This is a genomic window from Rahnella sikkimica (genome assembly GCF_002951615.1).
Classification (GTDB): Bacteria; Pseudomonadota; Gammaproteobacteria; order Enterobacterales; family Enterobacteriaceae; genus Rahnella; species Rahnella sikkimica.
Map to the genome: position 1 here is coordinate 85,315 of NZ_CP019062.1, position 17,647 is coordinate 102,961.

General features: G+C 53.3%; 16 protein-coding genes. 13 read left to right on the forward strand and 3 right to left on the reverse strand.

Annotated elements, in window-relative coordinates; translation table 11 throughout:
* Positions 1-33 precede the first annotated feature (33 nt).
* On the reverse strand, positions 34-1,278 hold the full coding sequence (gene hmpA, locus BV494_RS00410; RefSeq protein ID WP_226790002.1) for an NO-inducible flavohemoprotein: 1,245 nt from the start codon (positions 1,276-1,278) through the stop codon (positions 34-36).
* A gap of 398 nt (positions 1,279-1,676) precedes the next feature.
* Here hmpA and glyA point away from each other — a divergent pair, with 398 nt between their 5' ends.
* Positions 1,677-2,930, forward strand: coding sequence for a serine hydroxymethyltransferase (gene glyA, locus BV494_RS00415; RefSeq protein WP_104921057.1), 1,254 nt, complete (start codon positions 1,677-1,679; stop codon positions 2,928-2,930).
* A 163-nt stretch (positions 2,931-3,093) separates the two neighbouring features.
* Positions 3,094-4,254, forward strand: coding sequence for a 3-phenylpropionate MFS transporter (locus BV494_RS00420; protein ID WP_104921058.1), 1,161 nt, complete (start codon positions 3,094-3,096; stop codon positions 4,252-4,254).
* Here the strand turns inward: BV494_RS00420 and csiE are convergent.
* A complete protein-coding gene (gene csiE / locus BV494_RS00425; RefSeq protein ID WP_104921059.1) occupies positions 4,251-5,531 on the reverse strand; it encodes a stationary phase inducible protein CsiE in 1,281 nt (426 codons plus the stop codon). The two genes, BV494_RS00420 and csiE, sit on opposite strands and share 4 nt — an antisense overlap.
* A gap of 252 nt (positions 5,532-5,783) precedes the next feature.
* Between csiE and BV494_RS00430 the strand changes: the two genes are divergently transcribed.
* Together BV494_RS00430 and BV494_RS00435 are read left to right on the forward strand one after the other, a co-directional pair.
* The gene (locus BV494_RS00430) at positions 5,784-6,383 is read left to right on the forward strand and encodes a DUF1007 family protein (RefSeq protein ID WP_226790097.1); all 600 of its coding nucleotides are present in this window, start codon (positions 5,784-5,786) and stop codon (positions 6,381-6,383) included.
* A complete protein-coding gene (locus BV494_RS00435; protein ID WP_104921061.1) occupies positions 6,374-7,393 on the forward strand; it encodes a nickel/cobalt transporter in 1,020 nt (339 codons plus the stop codon). Before BV494_RS00430 ends, BV494_RS00435 begins: the two co-directional genes overlap by 10 nt.
* A 99-nt stretch (positions 7,394-7,492) precedes the next feature.
* Here the strand turns inward: BV494_RS00435 and suhB are convergent, their stop codons facing one another.
* A complete protein-coding gene (suhB, locus tag BV494_RS00440) occupies positions 7,493-8,296 on the reverse strand; it encodes an inositol-1-monophosphatase (protein ID WP_104921062.1) in 804 nt (267 codons plus the stop codon).
* A 126-nt stretch (positions 8,297-8,422) separates the two neighbouring features.
* Here suhB and trmJ point away from each other — a divergent pair, with 126 nt between their 5' ends.
* From trmJ to rodZ, 9 genes are all read left to right on the forward strand, one after another.
* Positions 8,423-9,160, forward strand: coding sequence for a tRNA (cytosine(32)/uridine(32)-2'-O)-methyltransferase TrmJ (trmJ, locus tag BV494_RS00445; RefSeq protein WP_104921063.1), 738 nt, complete (start codon positions 8,423-8,425; stop codon positions 9,158-9,160).
* Positions 9,161-9,378: 218 nt separating this feature from the next.
* A complete protein-coding gene (gene iscR, locus BV494_RS00450) occupies positions 9,379-9,873 on the forward strand; it encodes a Fe-S cluster assembly transcriptional regulator IscR (protein ID WP_101076364.1) in 495 nt (164 codons plus the stop codon).
* Positions 9,874-10,194: 321 nt separating this feature from the next.
* The gene (locus BV494_RS00455; protein WP_104921064.1) at positions 10,195-11,370 is read left to right on the forward strand and encodes an IscS subfamily cysteine desulfurase; all 1,176 of its coding nucleotides are present in this window, start codon (positions 10,195-10,197) and stop codon (positions 11,368-11,370) included.
* 110 nt (positions 11,371-11,480) lie between these two features.
* Positions 11,481-12,791, forward strand: a complete 1,311-nt coding sequence (pepB, locus tag BV494_RS00460) for an aminopeptidase PepB (protein WP_439958370.1) — start codon at positions 11,481-11,483, stop codon at positions 12,789-12,791.
* A gap of 76 nt (positions 12,792-12,867) precedes the next feature.
* A complete protein-coding gene (gene sseB / locus BV494_RS00465; protein WP_104921065.1) occupies positions 12,868-13,731 on the forward strand; it encodes an enhanced serine sensitivity protein SseB in 864 nt (287 codons plus the stop codon).
* A 221-nt stretch (positions 13,732-13,952) separates the two neighbouring features.
* Positions 13,953-14,378: a nucleoside-diphosphate kinase gene (ndk, locus tag BV494_RS00470; RefSeq protein ID WP_101076359.1), complete on the forward strand. Its 426-nt coding sequence runs from the start codon at positions 13,953-13,955 to the stop codon at positions 14,376-14,378.
* 224 nt (positions 14,379-14,602) lie between these two features.
* Complete coding sequence (rlmN, locus tag BV494_RS00475) at positions 14,603-15,805, forward strand: dual-specificity RNA methyltransferase RlmN (RefSeq protein ID WP_104921066.1); 1,203 nt, start codon at positions 14,603-14,605, stop codon at positions 15,803-15,805.
* A gap of 91 nt (positions 15,806-15,896) precedes the next feature.
* Positions 15,897-16,658, forward strand: a complete 762-nt coding sequence (pilW, locus tag BV494_RS00480; protein WP_104921067.1) for a type IV pilus biogenesis/stability protein PilW — start codon at positions 15,897-15,899, stop codon at positions 16,656-16,658.
* A complete protein-coding gene (rodZ, locus tag BV494_RS00485; protein WP_104921068.1) occupies positions 16,648-17,628 on the forward strand; it encodes a cytoskeleton protein RodZ in 981 nt (326 codons plus the stop codon). Before pilW ends, rodZ begins: the two co-directional genes overlap by 11 nt.
* Positions 17,629-17,647: the final 19 nt, after the last annotated feature.

Genomic DNA, 17,647 nt, shown 5'->3' on the forward strand with positions numbered 1-17,647 from the left:
CCTTTTTGCTTTTCAGCGCGGGTATTCTGAACGTCAGATGACTTTATGCGGGCCGAAACATTCGTAGTGAATGTTGGCTTCGGCAATGCCCAGTGCCAGCAATTGCTTCGCGGCAAACTGCATGAAGCCCACCGGACCGCACAGGTAGAAGTGCATCGCCGGATTGCTGATTTTATCGCTGACTTTGCTCAGATCCATAAAGCCCTGATACTGATAGTCTTCACCCGGCAAATCGCTTTCCTGCGGCTGGTTATACCAGACATGACTTTCCAGTAACGGCAGATGTGCCTGCGCGCTTTTCACTTCACCGGCAAACGCATGAACCGCGCCATTTTCGGCGGCGTGCAGCCACTGAACCGGCGCTTTATGGCCGCGCTGCGCCAGCGTGTTGAGCATGCCTAACATCGGCGTCTGGCCGACACCGGCAGAGATCAGCGCGACCGGCGTGGTTTCGCTGACATCCATGAAGAAATCACCGCGCGGCGCAGCAAGGTGAATAATGTCGCCCGGCAGCGCAAAGTTATGCAGGAAATTAGAAACCGCGCCCTGACCTTCACGTTTAACCGCGATGCGGTACGTTTTGCCGTTCGGTGCCTGTGTCAGGGAATACTGACGGATTTCCTGATTCTCCAGGGAAACATCACGGATATACACCGCCAGATATTGCCCCGGCTGGAAATCTGCCACGGGTTTGCCGTCAGCAGGTTCCAGCAGGAAAGAAGTGATCAGTTCGCTTTGCGGCTGTTTTTCCACAATACGGAATTCACGGGTGCCGCTCCAGCCACCCGTTTTTCCGGCGCTTTCTTTATAGATTTCCGCTTCACGATGGATAAATACGCCCGCCAGCACGCCGTAGGCTTTGCCCCACGCGTCCAGCACTTCCTGGCCAGGACTGAACATTTCATCCAGCGTTGCCAGCAGGTGTTCACCGACAATGTTGTACTGTTCCGGCTGAATGATAAAACTGGTATGTTTCTGCGCGATGCGTTCCACAGCGGGTAAAAGCGCTGCCAGATTTTCGAGATTCGCCGCATAAGCGCAGATGGCGTCAAACAGCGCCTGACGCTGATCGCCATTGCGCTGATTGCTCATATTGAAGATGTCTTTGAGCTCGGGATTGTGCGCAAACATACGGTCATAAAAGTGGGCGGTCAGCTTCGGGCCGGTCGCAGCAAGCAAAGGAAGGGTGGATTTAACGGTTGCGATAGTCTGTGCATCTAGCATAGTGAACTCCTTCCTCTTCGTCCTTGAAACTGCTGCTGCGTTAGCTGCCCTCAAGAATCCGAATCACTGACTCAGGTCAGCTCATCGGAATTCTTTCGATTGCCTCCTTGCCGCAGCTCCAATGACTTTGAGGTTATTTAGAATGGAAAGTAATAACATGTATTTTAAATGCATCTTATATAAACCCACAATTTCTGTAAACACCCCCTAAAGGGGTAGGGCTATTTCCGGTGAGCGGTCTCTCACAACGCTGAAATTTGATCATGTTCAGGTGAATAAAACTCCCTTGATTATGGACAGACGTTCGCAGATCAAAGCCTTGCTGTATCTGGAGCCAATCGTTTGCTTAAAAACCTCAAACTGACCCTATCCGAAGGCCGCCTAAACATTTACACTATTGCGCAGAACCCGTAAGGGGCGTTTATTTTAGTTTGTTGAGTCAGGAGATGCGGATGTTAAAGCGTGAAATGAACATTGCCGATTATGATGCTGAGCTGTGGGCAGCAATGGAAAAAGAAGTTGTTCGCCAGGAAGAACATATCGAGCTGATTGCGTCAGAAAACTACACCAGCCCGCGCGTTATGCAGGCTCAGGGTTCGCAGCTGACCAACAAATATGCCGAAGGCTATCCGGGCAAACGTTATTACGGTGGCTGTGAGTACGTCGACATCGTTGAGCAACTGGCTATCGACCGTGCAAAAGAATTGTTCGGTGCGGATTTCGCTAACGTTCAGCCACACTCCGGCTCACAGGCTAACTTTGCGGTTTACACCGCACTGCTGCAACCGGGCGACACCATTCTGGGGATGAACCTCGGCCACGGTGGTCACCTGACGCACGGTTCTCCGGTCAACCTGTCCGGTAAACTTTATAACGTGGTGCCTTACGGCATCAACGAAAGCGGCGACATCGACTATGACGACGTTAAGCGTCAGGCCGAAGCACACAAACCAAAAATGATCATCGGTGGCTTCTCAGCCTTCTCCGGTATCGTTGACTGGGCAAAAATGCGCGAAATCGCAGACAGCGTTGGCGCGTACTTCTTCGTCGACATGGCACACGTTGCCGGTCTGATTGCGGCGGGCGTCTACCCGAACCCGGTTCCACATGCACACATCGTCACGACCACCACGCACAAAACACTGGCTGGCCCGCGCGGCGGTCTGATTCTGGCGAAAGGTGGCAGCGAAGAGTTCTACAAAAAACTGAACTCCGCCGTCTTCCCTGGCGGTCAGGGCGGCCCGCTGATGCACGTGATTGCCGGTAAAGCGGTAGCACTGAAAGAAGCGATGGAGCCTGAGTTCAAAGCGTACCAGCAGCAGGTTGCTAAAAACGCACAGGCGATGGTGGCTGTGGTTCTGGAACGTGGCTACAAAGTGGTTTCCGGCGGTACGCACAACCACCTGTTCCTGATGGATCTGGTCGATAAAAACCTGACCGGTAAAGAAGCTGATGCCGCTCTGGGTCGTGCCAACATCACCGTGAACAAAAACAGCGTGCCAAACGATCCGAAGAGCCCGTTCGTCACCTCCGGTGTACGTATCGGTACGCCGGCTGTGACCCGTCGCGGCTTCAAAGAAGCTGAAGTACGTGAGCTGGCTGGCTGGATCTGTGACGTGCTGGACAACGTGAACGACGAAGCCACTATCGAACGCGTTAAAAACAAAGTTCTCGATATCTGTGCACGCTTCCCGGTTTACGCATAATATCTGCGGAGCCGTTAAGCTGCTAAAACCCGCTCCGGCGGGTTTTTTTATGGGCATGTATCAGAATTTGTGAGCTGGCAGACATTACGGGAGTCAGAATTCGTCTGCGGATTGCTAGCGATTGTGAGCTTTGTCAAAGTATTGGCCTCACACCGGAGGATTTATGGAATTGCGTTCCACGCGCTGGCTTGCACTCAGTTATTTCACTTATTTTTTCAGTTACGGCATTTTTCTTCCCTTCTGGGGCTTATGGCTAAAAGGCGAGGGGATTTCCTCCGAAAGCATCGGCCTGTTGCTCGGGGCCGGATTAGTCGCCCGTTTTCTCGGCACGTTAATTATTTCTCCGTCGATTAAAGACCCGTCTCATCTCATTACCGGGCTGCGCATTCTGGCGTTGCTCACGCTGGCGTTTGCCGTCGGATTCTGGTTTGGCAACGGCTGGGCTTGGCTGATGATCAATATTGCCGGTTTCAGCGTATTCTTCGGGCCGTTGGTGCCGCTGACCGATGCGTTAGCGGGCACGTTGCAACGTCAGATCAATATGGATTACGGCAAAGTGCGCGTCTGGGGATCGATAGCGTTCGTCATCGGGTCGGCGGTGACTGGCAAACTGGTCGAGGTTTACGGCCACAACGCAATTTTGTATGCGCTGACGGCGGGTATCGCGGCGATGCTGCTCGGTATGTTACTGCGCCCGAGTGTGAAACCGGTTGGCGAACCGCGAGAAAGCGGTGCGCCGACCATTTCTTGGAAAGCGTTACTGGGCGAAACGCCGGTCTGGCGGTTCCTGTTGTGTGTCACGTTATTGCAGGGCGCGCACGCGGCGTATTACGGATTCAGCGCGATTTACTGGCAGGACGTCGGCTATTCCTCAACAACCATCGGGTATTTATGGTCGCTGGGCGTGGTGGCGGAAGTGCTGGTCTTTACCTTTAGCCATCAGCTGTTCCGGCGCTGGTCGGCGCGGGATTTGCTGTTGTTGTCGGCGGTATGCGGCGTTGTCCGCTGGGGCATGATGGGCGAATTTACCGCGCTGCCTTGGCTGATCGTGATTCAGATCCTGCACTGCGGTACGTTCACCGTTTGTCATCTGGCGGGGATGCGATTTATCGCTTCGCGCCCGCGCGATCAGGTGATCCGGTTGCAGTCGGTCTATTCCGCGCTGGCGATGGGCGGCGGTGTGGCGATTATGACGATGGTTTCCGGCTTCCTGTTTGAGCATCTTCACGCCGGATTATTCTGGGTGATGGCGCTGCTGGCGGTCCCGGCGATGTTCCTGCGTCCGAACGTCACACCTTCAGCACCGGCTGAGACAGCCCGCTAGGGGGCTTCGAGCAGCGAGCGGATACGTTTTCGCTGGTCTTTCGCCAGCGGCAGTTGCGTGTGAATGACTAAAGGATCGGCGTCGGTGCTGCGGATGGCATAAGGCGTGACAATCATGGCCACGCCGCCCGGCGCGCCGAACTGATAAAAATCCGCCAGCGTCTGATATTTAATATTGAGCGGCAGCAGCGTGGCTTCGCGCAGTTGCTGCTCCACCGCTTCTTCCAGTTGCGGATTGTCATGCGTCAGCAGCAAAATCTGCTTTTCCTGCAAGGCGTTTCCCTGCATCAGCCAGGCACCAAACGTAATCGCCACCAGCCCGATTTCATCTTCTGAAAGACTGATCAGATATTCGTGTTCAAGCCCTTTCAGCGCCTCGCGCGTGGTGCGCACCAGACGCGGATACATCCGGTTGACCTCTTCCTGCATCAGATTATCGATGCCCATACCGAAATGGCAGCGCTCAATAGCCGGGCCGATATGTGCGAAAAGCTGGCCGACCAGCCCTTCGTAGCTGCTGAATTTCATGCCGGCGATTTCCTGGAAACGCGCCACCATGTTTTCAATTTCCAGCAGCAGACGCTGATCTTCCGTCGAACCGGAACTCTGATAACTGTGGTTTTTTAACATGCGCAGCATCAGGGTAAAGAATTCGCACTCGCCGTCATCCAGCAAACCATTACTGAGGCTTTGCAGCTGAACAAAAATTTCACGCGCCGCCGGGTACTCCGGCTTTTCACGTAGCCAGCGTCGCTGTTGTTCCGTGAAATTTAAACCGGTGGGCTGGTCGTTTTGCCATAAACAATATTGCAGGCAAATCTGCATCAGCTGACGGTCGTGCTGGCTGAGAGGTTTCGGCAGCATCGATGAACAGTCTTCAATGACGACGCCGAGAATGTCATTTCTCAGCGCTACCTTCGGGCAGGTCTGGCCGTCAAAGGCGATATACAGCCACGGGATAAAATGGAGGGAGACGAAATCAGGAGAAATGCGCAATGTGCGGCGTAATCCCTGAAAAAGGCACAGGCGCTGGGCAAGCGTATCGCCCTGGATCCGGCACTCTTTTTCGCTGTACTGCAACACATCCAGATGGTGGATCCGCTGGATTTCGCAGGTCACTTCGGCCAGATCTTCCCACGTCGTGCTCAGCCCGACGCCGTTTATTTCGCTGATGATCTCCAGTTGAACCGCCGTCAGCGGCGCGTACAGCATCAGCAACACATGGCATCGGCGTTGCGTAGCGGAAAGCGCAGGAGAGGGCTGTTTTTCTGGGGTCATATCACCTTCTGTAATGATGTCGCGTGAAATTATGAGTCAAGCATAGCAAAGCGACTGCCCGCAATAAGGCACCGGCATCGGGTTTTACTCCGGCTTACAACTCAGATCACAGATATTTTTGACGACCGCTTAAATGCACAGCAAAATACTGTTACTAAGTAACAATTGATGGCGCTTTACAGGGAGATGATCTTGAATAATGCCAGGAACCGGCCTGTTTCCCGCTGTGCGAAATGGCTGGGTTTAGCGCTCATGTGCCTGCCAGCCAGTGTGCTGGCACATCCGCACAGCTTTATTGATATGCAGACCACGCTGGTGGCGGACGCAACGTCGCTCACCGGGCTGAAAATGGTCTGGACGATGGACGAAATCACCTCCGCCGATCTGCTGTATGACGCGCAGAATGCCAAAGCGGGATCGGATGTCTGGAAGAAACTGGCGGCAGAAGTCATGGCGCGGGTGCTCAGCCAGCACTATTTCACCGATTTCTACCGTGAAGGCAAACCGGTGAAATATCTTGATCTGCCCAGTGAATATGCACTTTCCCGCAAAGGCGATCAGGCGGTGCTGGAGTTTGTGCTCCCGCTGGCGCACCCGCAACCGCTGGTGGGAAAACCGATGCAGTTCTCGACCTTCGATCCTTCTTATTTTGTCGATATGACGTACAAAGATAAAACCGCGCTGCACCTTCCGCCGGATCTGGAAAAGCGCTGTACGCTGGCGTTGTTTACCCCGAAACCCGACGCCTCGCTGCAAAGCTACGCGTTGTCGCTGGATAAGGCCGATGCGCCGCCGGAAAACATGGATCTTGGTCAGCAATTTGCCCAGAAGGTCACGCTCGAATGTCATTAACTTCAACGTCATCGAAAACCTTTTCCTGGCGGGATTTATGGCCTCTGGCGGTCTTTATGATCCTGCTGGCGGTCGGGGCGTTTGCTCTGTTCCACTACTGGCCGCGAATTTTGCTCAGCAGCATTATCTGGCAGCGGGGTTTACATCAGGAACTGGCCGGGCTTTTGCGGCAGGTGAAAGAAAATCCGTTACAGGCAGGCATGACCCTGGCGGGTTTCAGTCTGATTTATGGTGTGGTTCACGCCATCGGGCCGGGGCACGGAAAAATCGTTATCACGACCTATCTGGCTACGCATCCGTCACGCCTGAAAAACAGCCTGAAACTGACGTTTGCCTCCGCCCTTGTGCAGGGGCTGGTGGCGATTTTGCTGGTCAGTGTTGTGCTTGGCGTTTTACAACTTTCTTCACGCCAGCTTCATCAGAGCAGTTTCTGGATGGAGCGGGGCAGTTTCATTCTGGTAATTTTGCTTGGATTATTGCTGTGCTGGCGGGCGCTTAAACGGGTCTGGCAGACGATCAAAAGTTTACAGCCAGCACCGGCCATGCGCATTCACAGCCTTTCTCCGCTTGGCGCTCAGCCGCACGTTCATGACGAACACTGTGGATGCGGGCATCAGCATGTGCCGAGCGATCAGCAGCTTCAGGCGGGCGGTGATTTACGTACGCAAATCGCGATTGTGCTGGCGATGGGCTTGCGCCCGTGCTCCGGTGCGATCATGGTTCTGCTGTTCTCCAAAGTGATCGGCGTTTACAGCTGGGGCGTGATTTCTGCCCTCACGATGGCCATCGGCACGTCGCTAACCGTGTCGCTCATCGGCGTACTGGTTTTTTACAGCCGTTCGCTGGCGGTAAAACTGAGCGCCAGCCGGACGCCTGCCGCGTGGCAGCGCATCGCCTGGTCTTTGCTGGCACTGACCGGCGGGATTGTGTTGCTGGTGGTGGGCATTTTGCTTTACAACACCGGCGGCGGCGACGTTTCTCCGATTACCGGCGGGCCTTTCGGGCGTTAATCATTACGCGGCCAGTCCCAAACCGCAGACATAAAAAAACGGACGCCCAATCAATGGACGTCCGTTTTTCCTGGATCTTACGACCCGAAACCGGCGAAATTAACGCTTCAGCGCTTCGCTCAGTTCATCACGCATGGTCATCAGGATACCTTTAACGACGCGTGGGTTACCGGCAACGATGTTACCGGAAGAGAAATGGTTATGGCCGCCAACGAAATCAGTGACAACGCCGCCTGATTCACGAACCAGCAGTTCGCCACCGGCGAAATCCCAGGGCTTCAGAGCGATTTCGAAGAAGCCGTCAACGCGGCCAGCCGCCACGTAAGCCAGATCCAGCGCAGCAGAACCGGTGCGACGGAAATCTGCACATTCGGTGAACAGTTTGCCCACGACGTTCATGTAGCTTTTTGCGTGTTGTTTGGCTTTGAACGGGAAACCGGTCGCCAGAATGGTACCGTCGAGATCTTTCGCGTTAGTGCCGCGCAGACGGTAACCGTTAAGCTGTGCGCCCTGACCACGGGTTGCGGTGAACAGTTCGTTACGCATTGGATCGTATACTACCGCGACTTCTGTGCGGCCTTTGATGCGCACGGCGATAGAAACAGCGAAATGTGGGAAGCGTTTAACGAAGTTGGTGGTGCCATCCAGCGGGTCGATAATCCATTGTACGTCTTTGTCTTCGCCTTCCAGCTCGCCACACTCTTCACTGATAATGGTGTGTTTTGGGTAGGATTTGCGAATCACATCGATAATCATATGCTCCGCATCGCGATCTACGTTGGTAACAAAATCGTTGGTACCTTTTTGAGTAGATTCTACAGAGTCTGGCGTTTCGTAATGTTTGGCAATCAGGTTACCGGCCTTGCGCGCAGCGCGCACGGCGATGGTGAGCATCGGATGCATGGATATCTTCCAACTAGGATGTTAAAGAACGGGAATACGGGAAACGGCGCGCAGTATAGCAGGGGTTCTGAAAATTAACTACCGTTGTGTTAGGCTGTTGTGATTTTCCGTCTGCCCAGAGTTTGTATGCTGCCAAATATCCGCATTGTCTTAGTTGAAACGTCCCACACCGGTAACATGGGTTCTACTGCTCGTGCCATGAAAACCATGGGGTTATCAAGCCTTTATCTGGTGAATCCGCTGGTGAAACCTGATTCTCAGGCTATCTCTTTATCTGCCGGTGCCAGCGATGTGATTGGCAACGCCACCATCGTGGATACGCTGGATGAAGCCCTGTCCGGCTGTAGTCTGGTGATCGGCACCAGTGCGCGTTCCCGCACGCTACCGTGGCCGATGCTTGACCCGCGTGAATGCGGTGAGCACAGCGCCAAAGCGGCACAAACCGCGCCGGTTGCGCTGGTCTTCGGGCGCGAACGCGTCGGGCTGACCAATGAAGAACTGCAAAAATGTAACTACCACGTCTGCATTCCGGCGAATCCGGAATACAGCTCGCTGAATCTGGCGATGGCCGTGCAGATTATTGCGTATGAAGTTCGCGTCGCGCATCTTGCGTTGCTTGAAGCGGCTAAACCACAAGTGGAATACGAAGAATCGCCGTATCCGCTGGTCGACGATCTGGAACGTTTTTATCAGCATCTGGAACAGACGCTGCTGGAAACCGGCTTCATTCGCCAGGCACATCCGGGTCAGGTCATGAGCAAATTGCGCCGTCTGTTTACCCGTGCACGACCTGAATCTCAGGAATTAAACATCCTGCGCGGCATTCTGACGTCCATTGAAAAGACGCATAACAACAAAGAATAAGCCTGTTTTTTTTGGTTATTAAAACGCCTTTCGTTTTGTGAATCATTAGGTTGCGATGCCTTCCTCCGTGGAGGCAAAAACGCCTTTTCCCCCGCAGTGTAATACTTGAGTAAATTACTCGGTTAAATAGTTGACTGATTTACTCGGGAATGTCAGACTCATTTGCATCAACCGCATCCGTGCGTTTTTAAAAGACATTTAAAACAGGTAACCATGCTATGAGACTGACATCCAAAGGCCGTTATGCCGTAACCGCTATGCTCGATGTTGCACTGCATTCACAGGAAGGACCCGTACCACTGGCTGATATTTCTGAGCGTCAGGGTATTTCTCTTTCTTATCTGGAGCAGTTGTTCTCGCGTTTACGTAAAAATGGTTTGGTTGCCAGTGTTCGTGGTCCGGGCGGTGGTTATCTGCTGGGTAAAGATTCCGGTGATATCGCGGTTGGCGCGGTGATCACTGCCGTTGACGAATCTGTCGATGCGACCCGTTGTCAGGGTAAAGAAGGCTGCCAGAACGGCGAACGTTGCCTGACGCACACGTTGTGGCGTGATCTGAGCGAACGTATCAGCGGTTTCCTCAATAACATCACACTGGCAGAACTGGTCAACAACCAGGAAATCCTGGAAGTGGCCGACCGTCAGAACGGTGAAATCCGTCGTCAGCCGAATGGCCGTCAGATGGAAACGATCAATGTAAATCTTCGAGCCTAATTCCCGTCATCCTTCGCGCCGCCCCGGCGTTGGCTGCCGTCGCAAACCCCGGTCACATACTATTGTATGCTCCCGGGGATTTGCTCCGTTGCCGCCTTGATGCGACACGAATGATTTAGGGAATGTTGAGATTTACGTTTTAAGAAGCCCGTGGGAATTCACATTTCCGCGGGTTTTTGCATTTTCAGACGCCAATACTTACCGTTTAGTGCCCGCAAAGCGTCATTTCCCTTTTAAGAATTCGTGAAGCCGTTTTAAACTGGATGTCGTTTTTTAATTCTTTCGTTCGCAACAGAACGCGCAGTCCGGAGCTTGCCTGCCATGAAACTACCTATTTATCTCGATTATTCTGCCACTACGCCGGTTGATCCGCGCGTTGCTGAGAAAATGATGCAGTGTCTGACACTGGACGGTACTTTCGGTAATCCGGCTTCACGTTCTCACCGTTTTGGCTGGCAGGCCGAAGAGGCGGTGGATGTGGCGCGCAACCAGATTGCCGAGCTGATTAATGCCGATCCGCGTGAAATCGTATTCACTTCCGGCGCAACAGAATCCGATAATCTGGCGATCAAAGGTGCCGCGCACGCTCAACGTGAGAAAGGCAAACACATCATCACCAGCCAGACTGAACATAAAGCGGTGCTCGATACCTGCCATCAGCTGGAAAACGAAGGTTTTGACGTCACGTATCTCACGCCACAGGCTGACGGTTTTATCACGCCAGTGGCCATTGAAGCCGCGATGCGCCCGGACACGATCCTGGTATCCATCATGCAGGTGAATAACGAAATCGGCGTGGTGCAGGATATCGCGACGATTGGCGAATTGTGCCGCAGTCGTGGCGTGTTGTTCCACGTCGATGCGACCCAAAGCGTAGGGAAAATTGATATTGATCTCAGCGAGTTGCCGGTCGATTTGATGTCGTTTTCCGCGCATAAGATTTACGGCCCGAAAGGCATCGGTGCGCTGTATGTGCGCCGTAAACCGAAGGTCCGTATTGAAGCACAAATCCACGGCGGCGGGCATGAACGCGGTATGCGTTCCGGCACGTTGCCGGTGCATCAGATTGTCGGGATGGGTGAGGCCTATCGCATCGCCAGAGAAGAAAGGGTGACGGAAGTTGAACGTCTGACTATGCTTCGTGACCGTCTGTGGAAAGGTATTCAGGCGCTGGACCACGTCTTTATGAACGGCTCCGCCAGACACGCTGCGCCGAATATTCTGAACGTCAGTTTCGCCGGCGTTGAAGGGGAATCCCTGATTATGGCGCTGAAAGATCTGGCAGTTTCCTCCGGATCTGCCTGTACGTCTGCCAGCCTTGAGCCTTCTTATGTTTTGCGCGCGCTCGGTATCAATGAAGAGCTGGCACACGCCTCTTTGCGTTTCTCTCTGGGCCGCTGGACGACGGAAGAAGAAATTGAATATGCGATTGCGCTGGTGGTGAAATCTGTCCACCGTCTGCGTGAATTGCCACCGGTTTACACGGCGAAAGCCTGACATTTACTGTGAAGTCTCCCTGTTATAAGGGCGATTTACCTGTCATTGAAGAAAAGACTTTCATTGAAGATAAAACTTGTCTTTGAAAATAATAATTCAGGAGTGCTGTTATGAGTTCCGAAGTAATCACCCATGAAGCCATGTCCGTGTTCCTTTCGTCCCAGCCAGCAGACGCCCGCTGGGGTGAGAAAGCCACGCTGAGCACCGATTCCGAAGGCATTACCATCCATCTGAAAGAGGGCGATGCGCTGACTGCGATTGCCCGTGCGGCACGCCGTATCGATGGTCAGGGCGTGAAAAACGTCAAACTGGCAGGCGAAGGCTGGGATCTCGAAAACAGCTGGGCTTTCTGGCAGGGTTTCCGTGGCCCGAAAGGCACGCGCAATGTGGAGTGGGCCGAGTTATCTGAAGATGACACCACCACGCTGAAACAACGCCTGAAAATTATCGACTGGGTGCGTAACACCATCAATACCCCGGCGGAAGATTTGTCTCCGGAACAACTGGCGACCCGCGCTGTCGATCTGATGTGTGAATTTGGTAACGAAAAAGTCAGCTACCGCATCACCAAAGGTGAAGATCTGCGTCAGCAAAGCTACATGGGCATCCACACGGTGGGCCGTGGCTCTGACCGCCAGCCGGTTCTGCTGGCACTGGATTACAACCCGTCCGGTGACGCAGAAGCCCCGGTTTACGCCTGTCTGGTCGGCAAAGGGATTACTTTTGACACCGGCGGCTACAGCCTGAAACCGAGCGCTTCCATGGACTCCATGAAAGCTGACATGGGCGGCGCGGCTACCCTGACCGGCGCACTGGCGCTGGCGGCGGCAAACGGCCTGAATAAACGTGTAAAACTGTATCTGTGCTGCGCCGACAATATGGTCAGCGGCAATGCGCTGAAACTGGGCGATATTATCCGCTATCGCAACGGTAAAACGGTTGAAGTGATGAACACCGACGCCGAAGGCCGTCTGGTGCTGGCCGATGGTTTGATCGACGCCTCTGCGCAAAATCCGGAACTGATCATTGACGCGGCAACGCTGACCGGTGCGGCCAAAACTGCATTGGGCAACGATTATCACGCGCTGTTCAGCTTTGATGATGCGCTGGTGGCTGAGCTGCTGGAAAGTGCGAAAGAAGAACACGAACCGTTCTGGCGTCTGCCGCTGGAAGAGTTCCACCGTTCGCATCTGCCTTCTAATTTTGCGGAACTGAACAACATCGCCGGTCCTTCGCATACGGCGGGCGCAAGTACAGCAGCGGCTTTCCTGTCTCATTTCGTCACTGAATATAAGAAAGGCTGGCTGCACATCGACTGTTCGGCAACTTACCGTAAAAGCGCGGCAGACCAGTGGTCTGCTGGTGCGACCGGTCTGGGTGTGCGTACCGTGGCGAACTTATTGTTAGCGAAGTCTAAATAATAAAATCATTTGTTTAAGTAAGAATAACGGGGCGCTCATCAGCGCCCCGTTTTATACCCTTACCGGAGTCAGTACTATGAGTGTCCCACACGATCATCTCCCTTCGGGTGCCGCAGCGGAAAACGGAGAAAACGAGCTGGAGCGTCTGCTTCGCCTGTCCGTTACCGCACCTGCCTGGCGTCCGGCGTTTTACCAGACCTTGCTGGATTCTACCGTTTTCGTGCTGGGCGATGCCGGTCAGGATGGTGCAGAAAAGCAGGGCAGTGTGGCGATTACTGCCGGTAGCGAGCTTAATATCCTGCACTGGGAAAAACAGGATGGAAGCTCGATCATTCCTTTCTTCTCTTCAGTCGATGTGCTCGAAAAAGCCAGTGCGGGCGAAAGCCCGGACGAGCAGGCGTTTGTTGCGTTGCCAGCCCGCGTGTTGTTTGAAATGACGCAGGGCGATGAGCTGTTTCTGAATCCTAAATCGGAATACGGAAAGGAATTCACGCCAAACGAAGTGACGCTGCTGCTGAGTAACGGCGGTTTACATGCGCCGTCGGAGCTGATGCTGGATAAAGAAAGCCAGTTATTGATTGGTCAGCCGGAGGAATATCCTTCCGCAATGATTGATGCCTTAACGACGCTGTTCACTCAGAAAAAGCCGGTACGCCGGGCTTTTATGGCGCTGATCCACGATAAAGCCGTGGATGACCAGCCAAACCTGTTGATTGGCGTTGAAGCCGACGGCGATGAGCAGGAGATCGACGCGCTGATCCGCGAAGCCGGAAATGTGGCGAGTGAAACGTCCCCGGACGATCGCCCGGTGGATTTCTGTATCGTTTCCGAAAAAGAGCGTGGCATCAGCCACTATCTGATCAGCCATACGCAGCCGTTCTATCAGCGCAAGTGGGGCAGCTGGCTGCGCAACATTATTCCTTCATCCGGTCAGGCGTAATGTTCACGCGGAAGAGGCTGAAGAATGCCGTTCTCTTCCGCTTTGTTTACGAAAGATGGGCGGTTTGGGTGTGATAGTGAATCAATGACACAATTTTTTAATTAAATGTTGTGATTCAGGTAGGCAATCGTAACTTCGCTCCCTATAATCACCGCCATTTTACGGCAGGTATAACATTAAATTAACCGGCCCTACCTATAAAAGTCAGACAGAGGTTTTTCATGACTATCCAACGTACTTTCTCCATCATCAAGCCAAACTCCGTCGCTAACAACGATATCGGCGCTATCTACGCACGTTTCGAACGCGCAGGTTTCACTATCATCGCGTCTAAAATGCTGAAACTGACGAAAGAGCAGGCTGAAGGCTTCTACGCTGAACATAAAGGCCGTCCTTTCTTCGATGGTTTGGTTGAGTTCATGACGTCTGGCCCGATCATGGTTCAGGTTCTGGAAGGCGAAAATGCTGTTCAGCGTAACCGCGACATCATGGGCGCAACTAACCCAGAGAACGCGCTGGCCGGTACCCTGCGTGCAGACTTCGCTGACAGCTTCACCGCTAACGCTGTTCACGGTTCTGACGCTGTAGAATCTGCACAACGCGAAATCGCTTACTTCTTCACCGAAAGCGAAATCTGCCCGCGTTAAGATTTTGGCACCCGTTGCTGGAAGACAGGCCGCAAATTCGCAAGAATTTTGTAACAGGCGCCTTCCAAACATGGCAACACTGCCCTAAAATTTGTACAATGTGCGCCCCGAATGAGCCAGCCTCGTCGGGGCGCACTTTATTTGCAGGCCGTCAGTTTCTGAAAAAGTGAAGGTTCTGCACTTCCAATACGCCATAACGTGTAACAACGAGGCCATTTTTCATCATGTTAGAATCAAACACGCCCGAGCATACCTTGTCTGAGAACACTCCCGTTTCCGCTGAAGCCGTAAACACAGTCGTGCCGCCTGCAGCCGCAAAAATTAACCTTCTTGACCTTAACCGCAAACAAATGCGCGAGTTCTTCCTCAACATGGGCGAGAAACCGTTCCGTGCTGACCAGGTCATGAAGTGGATGTACCACTACTGCAGCGATGATTTCGAGCAAATGACCGATATCAACAAGCCGCTGCGTGAAAAACTGGCCCGCGTTGCAGAAATTCGTGCGCCGGAAGTGGCGTCAGAACAACGTTCAACCGATGGCACCATCAAATGGGCAATCCAGGTGGGCAGCCAGTTGGTCGAAACCGTGTATATTCCGGACGGAGAACGTGCGACGCTTTGCGTTTCGTCTCAGGTAGGTTGTGCGCTGGAATGTACTTTCTGCTCAACCGCCCAGCAGGGTTTTAACCGCAACCTGCGCGTGTCCGAAATCATCGGCCAGGTGTGGCGTGCGGCAAAAATCATCGGTGCGGCAAAAGTAACCGGTACGCGTCCTATCACCAACGTGGTGATGATGGGGATGGGCGAGCCTTTGCTGAACCTGAACAACGTGGTTCCGGCCATGGAAATCATGCTGGACGATTTCGGTTTTGGTCTGTCTAAACGTCGCGTTACGCTCTCCACCTCCGGTGTAGTGCCTGCGCTGGATAAGCTCGGTGACATGATTGACGTGGCGCTGGCGATTTCCCTGCATGCGCCAAATGACACCATCCGCGACGAAATCGTGCCGATTAACCGCAAATACAATATCGATACGTTCCTGGCAGCCGTTGAGCGTTATATTAGTAAATCCAACGCTAATCAGGGCCGCGTGACCATCGAATATGTCATGCTCGACCACATCAATGATGGCACCGAACATGCGCATGAACTGGCCGAGCGCCTGAAAAATACGCCGTGCAAAATCAACCTGATCCCCTGGAACCCGTTCCCCGGCGCACCTTATGGTCGCAGCTCCAACAGCCGTATTGACCGCTTCTCAAAAGTGCTGATGGATTACGGTTTTACGGTGATTGTGCGTAAAACACGTGGCGATGACATTGATGCCGCCTGTGGTCAGCTGGCGGGCGACGTGATCGACCGTACTAAACGTACGCTGAAGAAAAGAATGGCAGGCGAGCAGCAGATTTCCGTAAAAGCCGTGTAGTCGCCATAAGCCGTAAGGTATGCGAGGGGTTTACTGCGCAGGTCGGGTAAATCCCGTTTTATTGTCGGTGGCAGGATAAAGGGAATTAAGCATGACAATGAAGGGCAGTGTGAAGTTGCTGATTGCAGCGGGGATTTCCGTTGCACTGCTGGCGGGGTGCTCAGGTACGCCGAAGGAAACGCAACAGGCCACGGGCGCGTCGCAAACGCGTCTGGAACTGGGGATGGAATATCTGTCTCAGGGTAATATGGACGCGGCGAAGCAGAATTTACAGAAAGCTGTCGATGGCGCGCCGGACGATTACCGCACTCAGCTGGGAATGGCACTTTACGAGCAAAAAATCGGCGATCAGAATGCAGCTCAAAGCCGCTACCAGCAAGCGCTGAAGCTGGCACCGCAAAATGGCACTGTGATGAATAATTACGGTGCGTTTTTGTGTAGTTTAGGGCAGTATGTACCCGCACAACAGCAGTTTAGCGCTGCAGCTAATGCCCCTGATTACGGTCAGGTCGCTGACAGTCTGGAAAATGCAGGCTACTGTTTTCTGAAGGCCAATCAGAATGAGGAAGCGCGAGTGTTACTAAGCCGGGCATTAAAAGCTGATCCCGATAAAGGCGCACCCTTGCTGACTGAGGCAACCAAAGAATTTGGGAAAGGGAACCGCGCTCAGGCGAAACTATTACTGGATGTATATCAACATGTTCTGCCAGCCACAGCTGAAAGCATCATGTTACAAATTCGATTCGCTGCGTTAGCGGGCAATCCGGATAGCGTTCAACGCTACGGTAAGCAGCTTGCGCGTAGTTATCCACAATCTCAACAGTACCAGCAGTTCTTAGCTAATGAATACTGAAGCCTCCCAAGAAAATAATGTAAAACTGACCACAGGCGAACGTCTGCGTCAGGCTCGTGAACAGTTAGGTCTCAGTCATCAGGCCGTTGCAGAACGCCTGTGTCTGAAAGTCTCGACTATTCGCCAAATCGAAGAAGAAACGACGCCGGCCGATCTTGCGCCGACATTCCTGCGCGGTTATCTGCGCTCTTACGCCAAGCTGGTGCATGTTCCTGAAGAGGAATTGTTAGCTCTGATTGGTAAACAAGCACCCATTAAAGTGCCGAAAGTCGCTTCAATGCAGGGTTTTTCCCTCGGTAAGTCTCGTAAGAAACGTGATGGCTGGCTGATGGGCTTTACCTGGCTGGTGGTGTTTGTTGTAATCGGTCTGACCGGTGCATGGTGGTGGCAAAATCACCAGGCGCAGCAGCAGGAAATTGCCACCATGGCTGACCAGTCTTCTGCGCAACTGAATCAGGATAATGGTCAGGGGCAAGCCGTAGCACTGGGTGATAACGCGAACTCTGCGCCGACAACAGAAGATACGTCTTCTGCTCCGGCGACCGGGCCGCAGAACAGTATCCCGCTCAATACCACGACGGCACCTGCAACAACCGCAGGCAATGCTCCGGCTGCAATGGCTTCCCAAGCGCCTGCAGCGGTTTCTACCAGCCAGCCAGCAACAACGGCTGAGAATGGTCTGCCAACCGGTAATGCGCAAACTGCCGCAGTAGCAGGTACAGATCCACAAGCTGTTGCTTTGACTTTCAAAGCTGACTGCTGGTTACAAATCGATGACGCATCAGGTAAAACCCTGTTCAGCGGCGTCAAAAAAGGTGGTGAGTCTCTCAGCGTTAAGGGCACTGCGCCGTATAAGCTGAAAATCGGTGCTCCGGGTGCGGTGGAAATCCAATTCCAGGGCAAACCGGTTGATTTAAGTCGTTTTGTAAAATCAAGCCGTGTTGCACGCCTGACTTTAGCTGCCGAGTAATCGGCAGTTTGTCAGACGC

What these genes read in the sequence shown, in the direction of transcription:
- BV494_RS00435 (WP_104921061.1), top strand. Translation starts at nt 6,374, where the DNA reads ATGTCATTAACTTCAACGTCATCGAAAACCTTTTCCTGGCGGGATTTA.
- csiE (WP_104921059.1), bottom strand. Translation starts at nt 5,531, where the DNA reads ATGACCCCAGAAAAACAGCCCTCTCCTGCGCTTTCCGCTACGCAACGC.
- sseB (WP_104921065.1), top strand. Translation starts at nt 12,868, where the DNA reads ATGAGTGTCCCACACGATCATCTCCCTTCGGGTGCCGCAGCGGAAAAC.
- glyA (WP_104921057.1), top strand. Translation starts at nt 1,677, where the DNA reads ATGTTAAAGCGTGAAATGAACATTGCCGATTATGATGCTGAGCTGTGG.
- suhB (WP_104921062.1), bottom strand. Translation starts at nt 8,296, where the DNA reads ATGCATCCGATGCTCACCATCGCCGTGCGCGCTGCGCGCAAGGCCGGT.
- ndk (WP_101076359.1), top strand. Translation starts at nt 13,953, where the DNA reads ATGACTATCCAACGTACTTTCTCCATCATCAAGCCAAACTCCGTCGCT.
- pilW (WP_104921067.1), top strand. Translation starts at nt 15,897, where the DNA reads ATGACAATGAAGGGCAGTGTGAAGTTGCTGATTGCAGCGGGGATTTCC.
- trmJ (WP_104921063.1), top strand. Translation starts at nt 8,423, where the DNA reads ATGCTGCCAAATATCCGCATTGTCTTAGTTGAAACGTCCCACACCGGT.
- BV494_RS00430 (WP_226790097.1), top strand. Translation starts at nt 5,784, where the DNA reads ATGTGCCTGCCAGCCAGTGTGCTGGCACATCCGCACAGCTTTATTGAT.
- pepB (WP_439958370.1), top strand. Translation starts at nt 11,481, where the DNA reads ATGAGTTCCGAAGTAATCACCCATGAAGCCATGTCCGTGTTCCTTTCG.
- rlmN (WP_104921066.1), top strand. Translation starts at nt 14,603, where the DNA reads ATGTTAGAATCAAACACGCCCGAGCATACCTTGTCTGAGAACACTCCC.
- BV494_RS00455 (WP_104921064.1), top strand. Translation starts at nt 10,195, where the DNA reads ATGAAACTACCTATTTATCTCGATTATTCTGCCACTACGCCGGTTGAT.
- rodZ (WP_104921068.1), top strand. Translation starts at nt 16,648, where the DNA reads ATGAATACTGAAGCCTCCCAAGAAAATAATGTAAAACTGACCACAGGC.
- iscR (WP_101076364.1), top strand. Translation starts at nt 9,379, where the DNA reads ATGAGACTGACATCCAAAGGCCGTTATGCCGTAACCGCTATGCTCGAT.
- BV494_RS00420 (WP_104921058.1), top strand. Translation starts at nt 3,094, where the DNA reads ATGGAATTGCGTTCCACGCGCTGGCTTGCACTCAGTTATTTCACTTAT.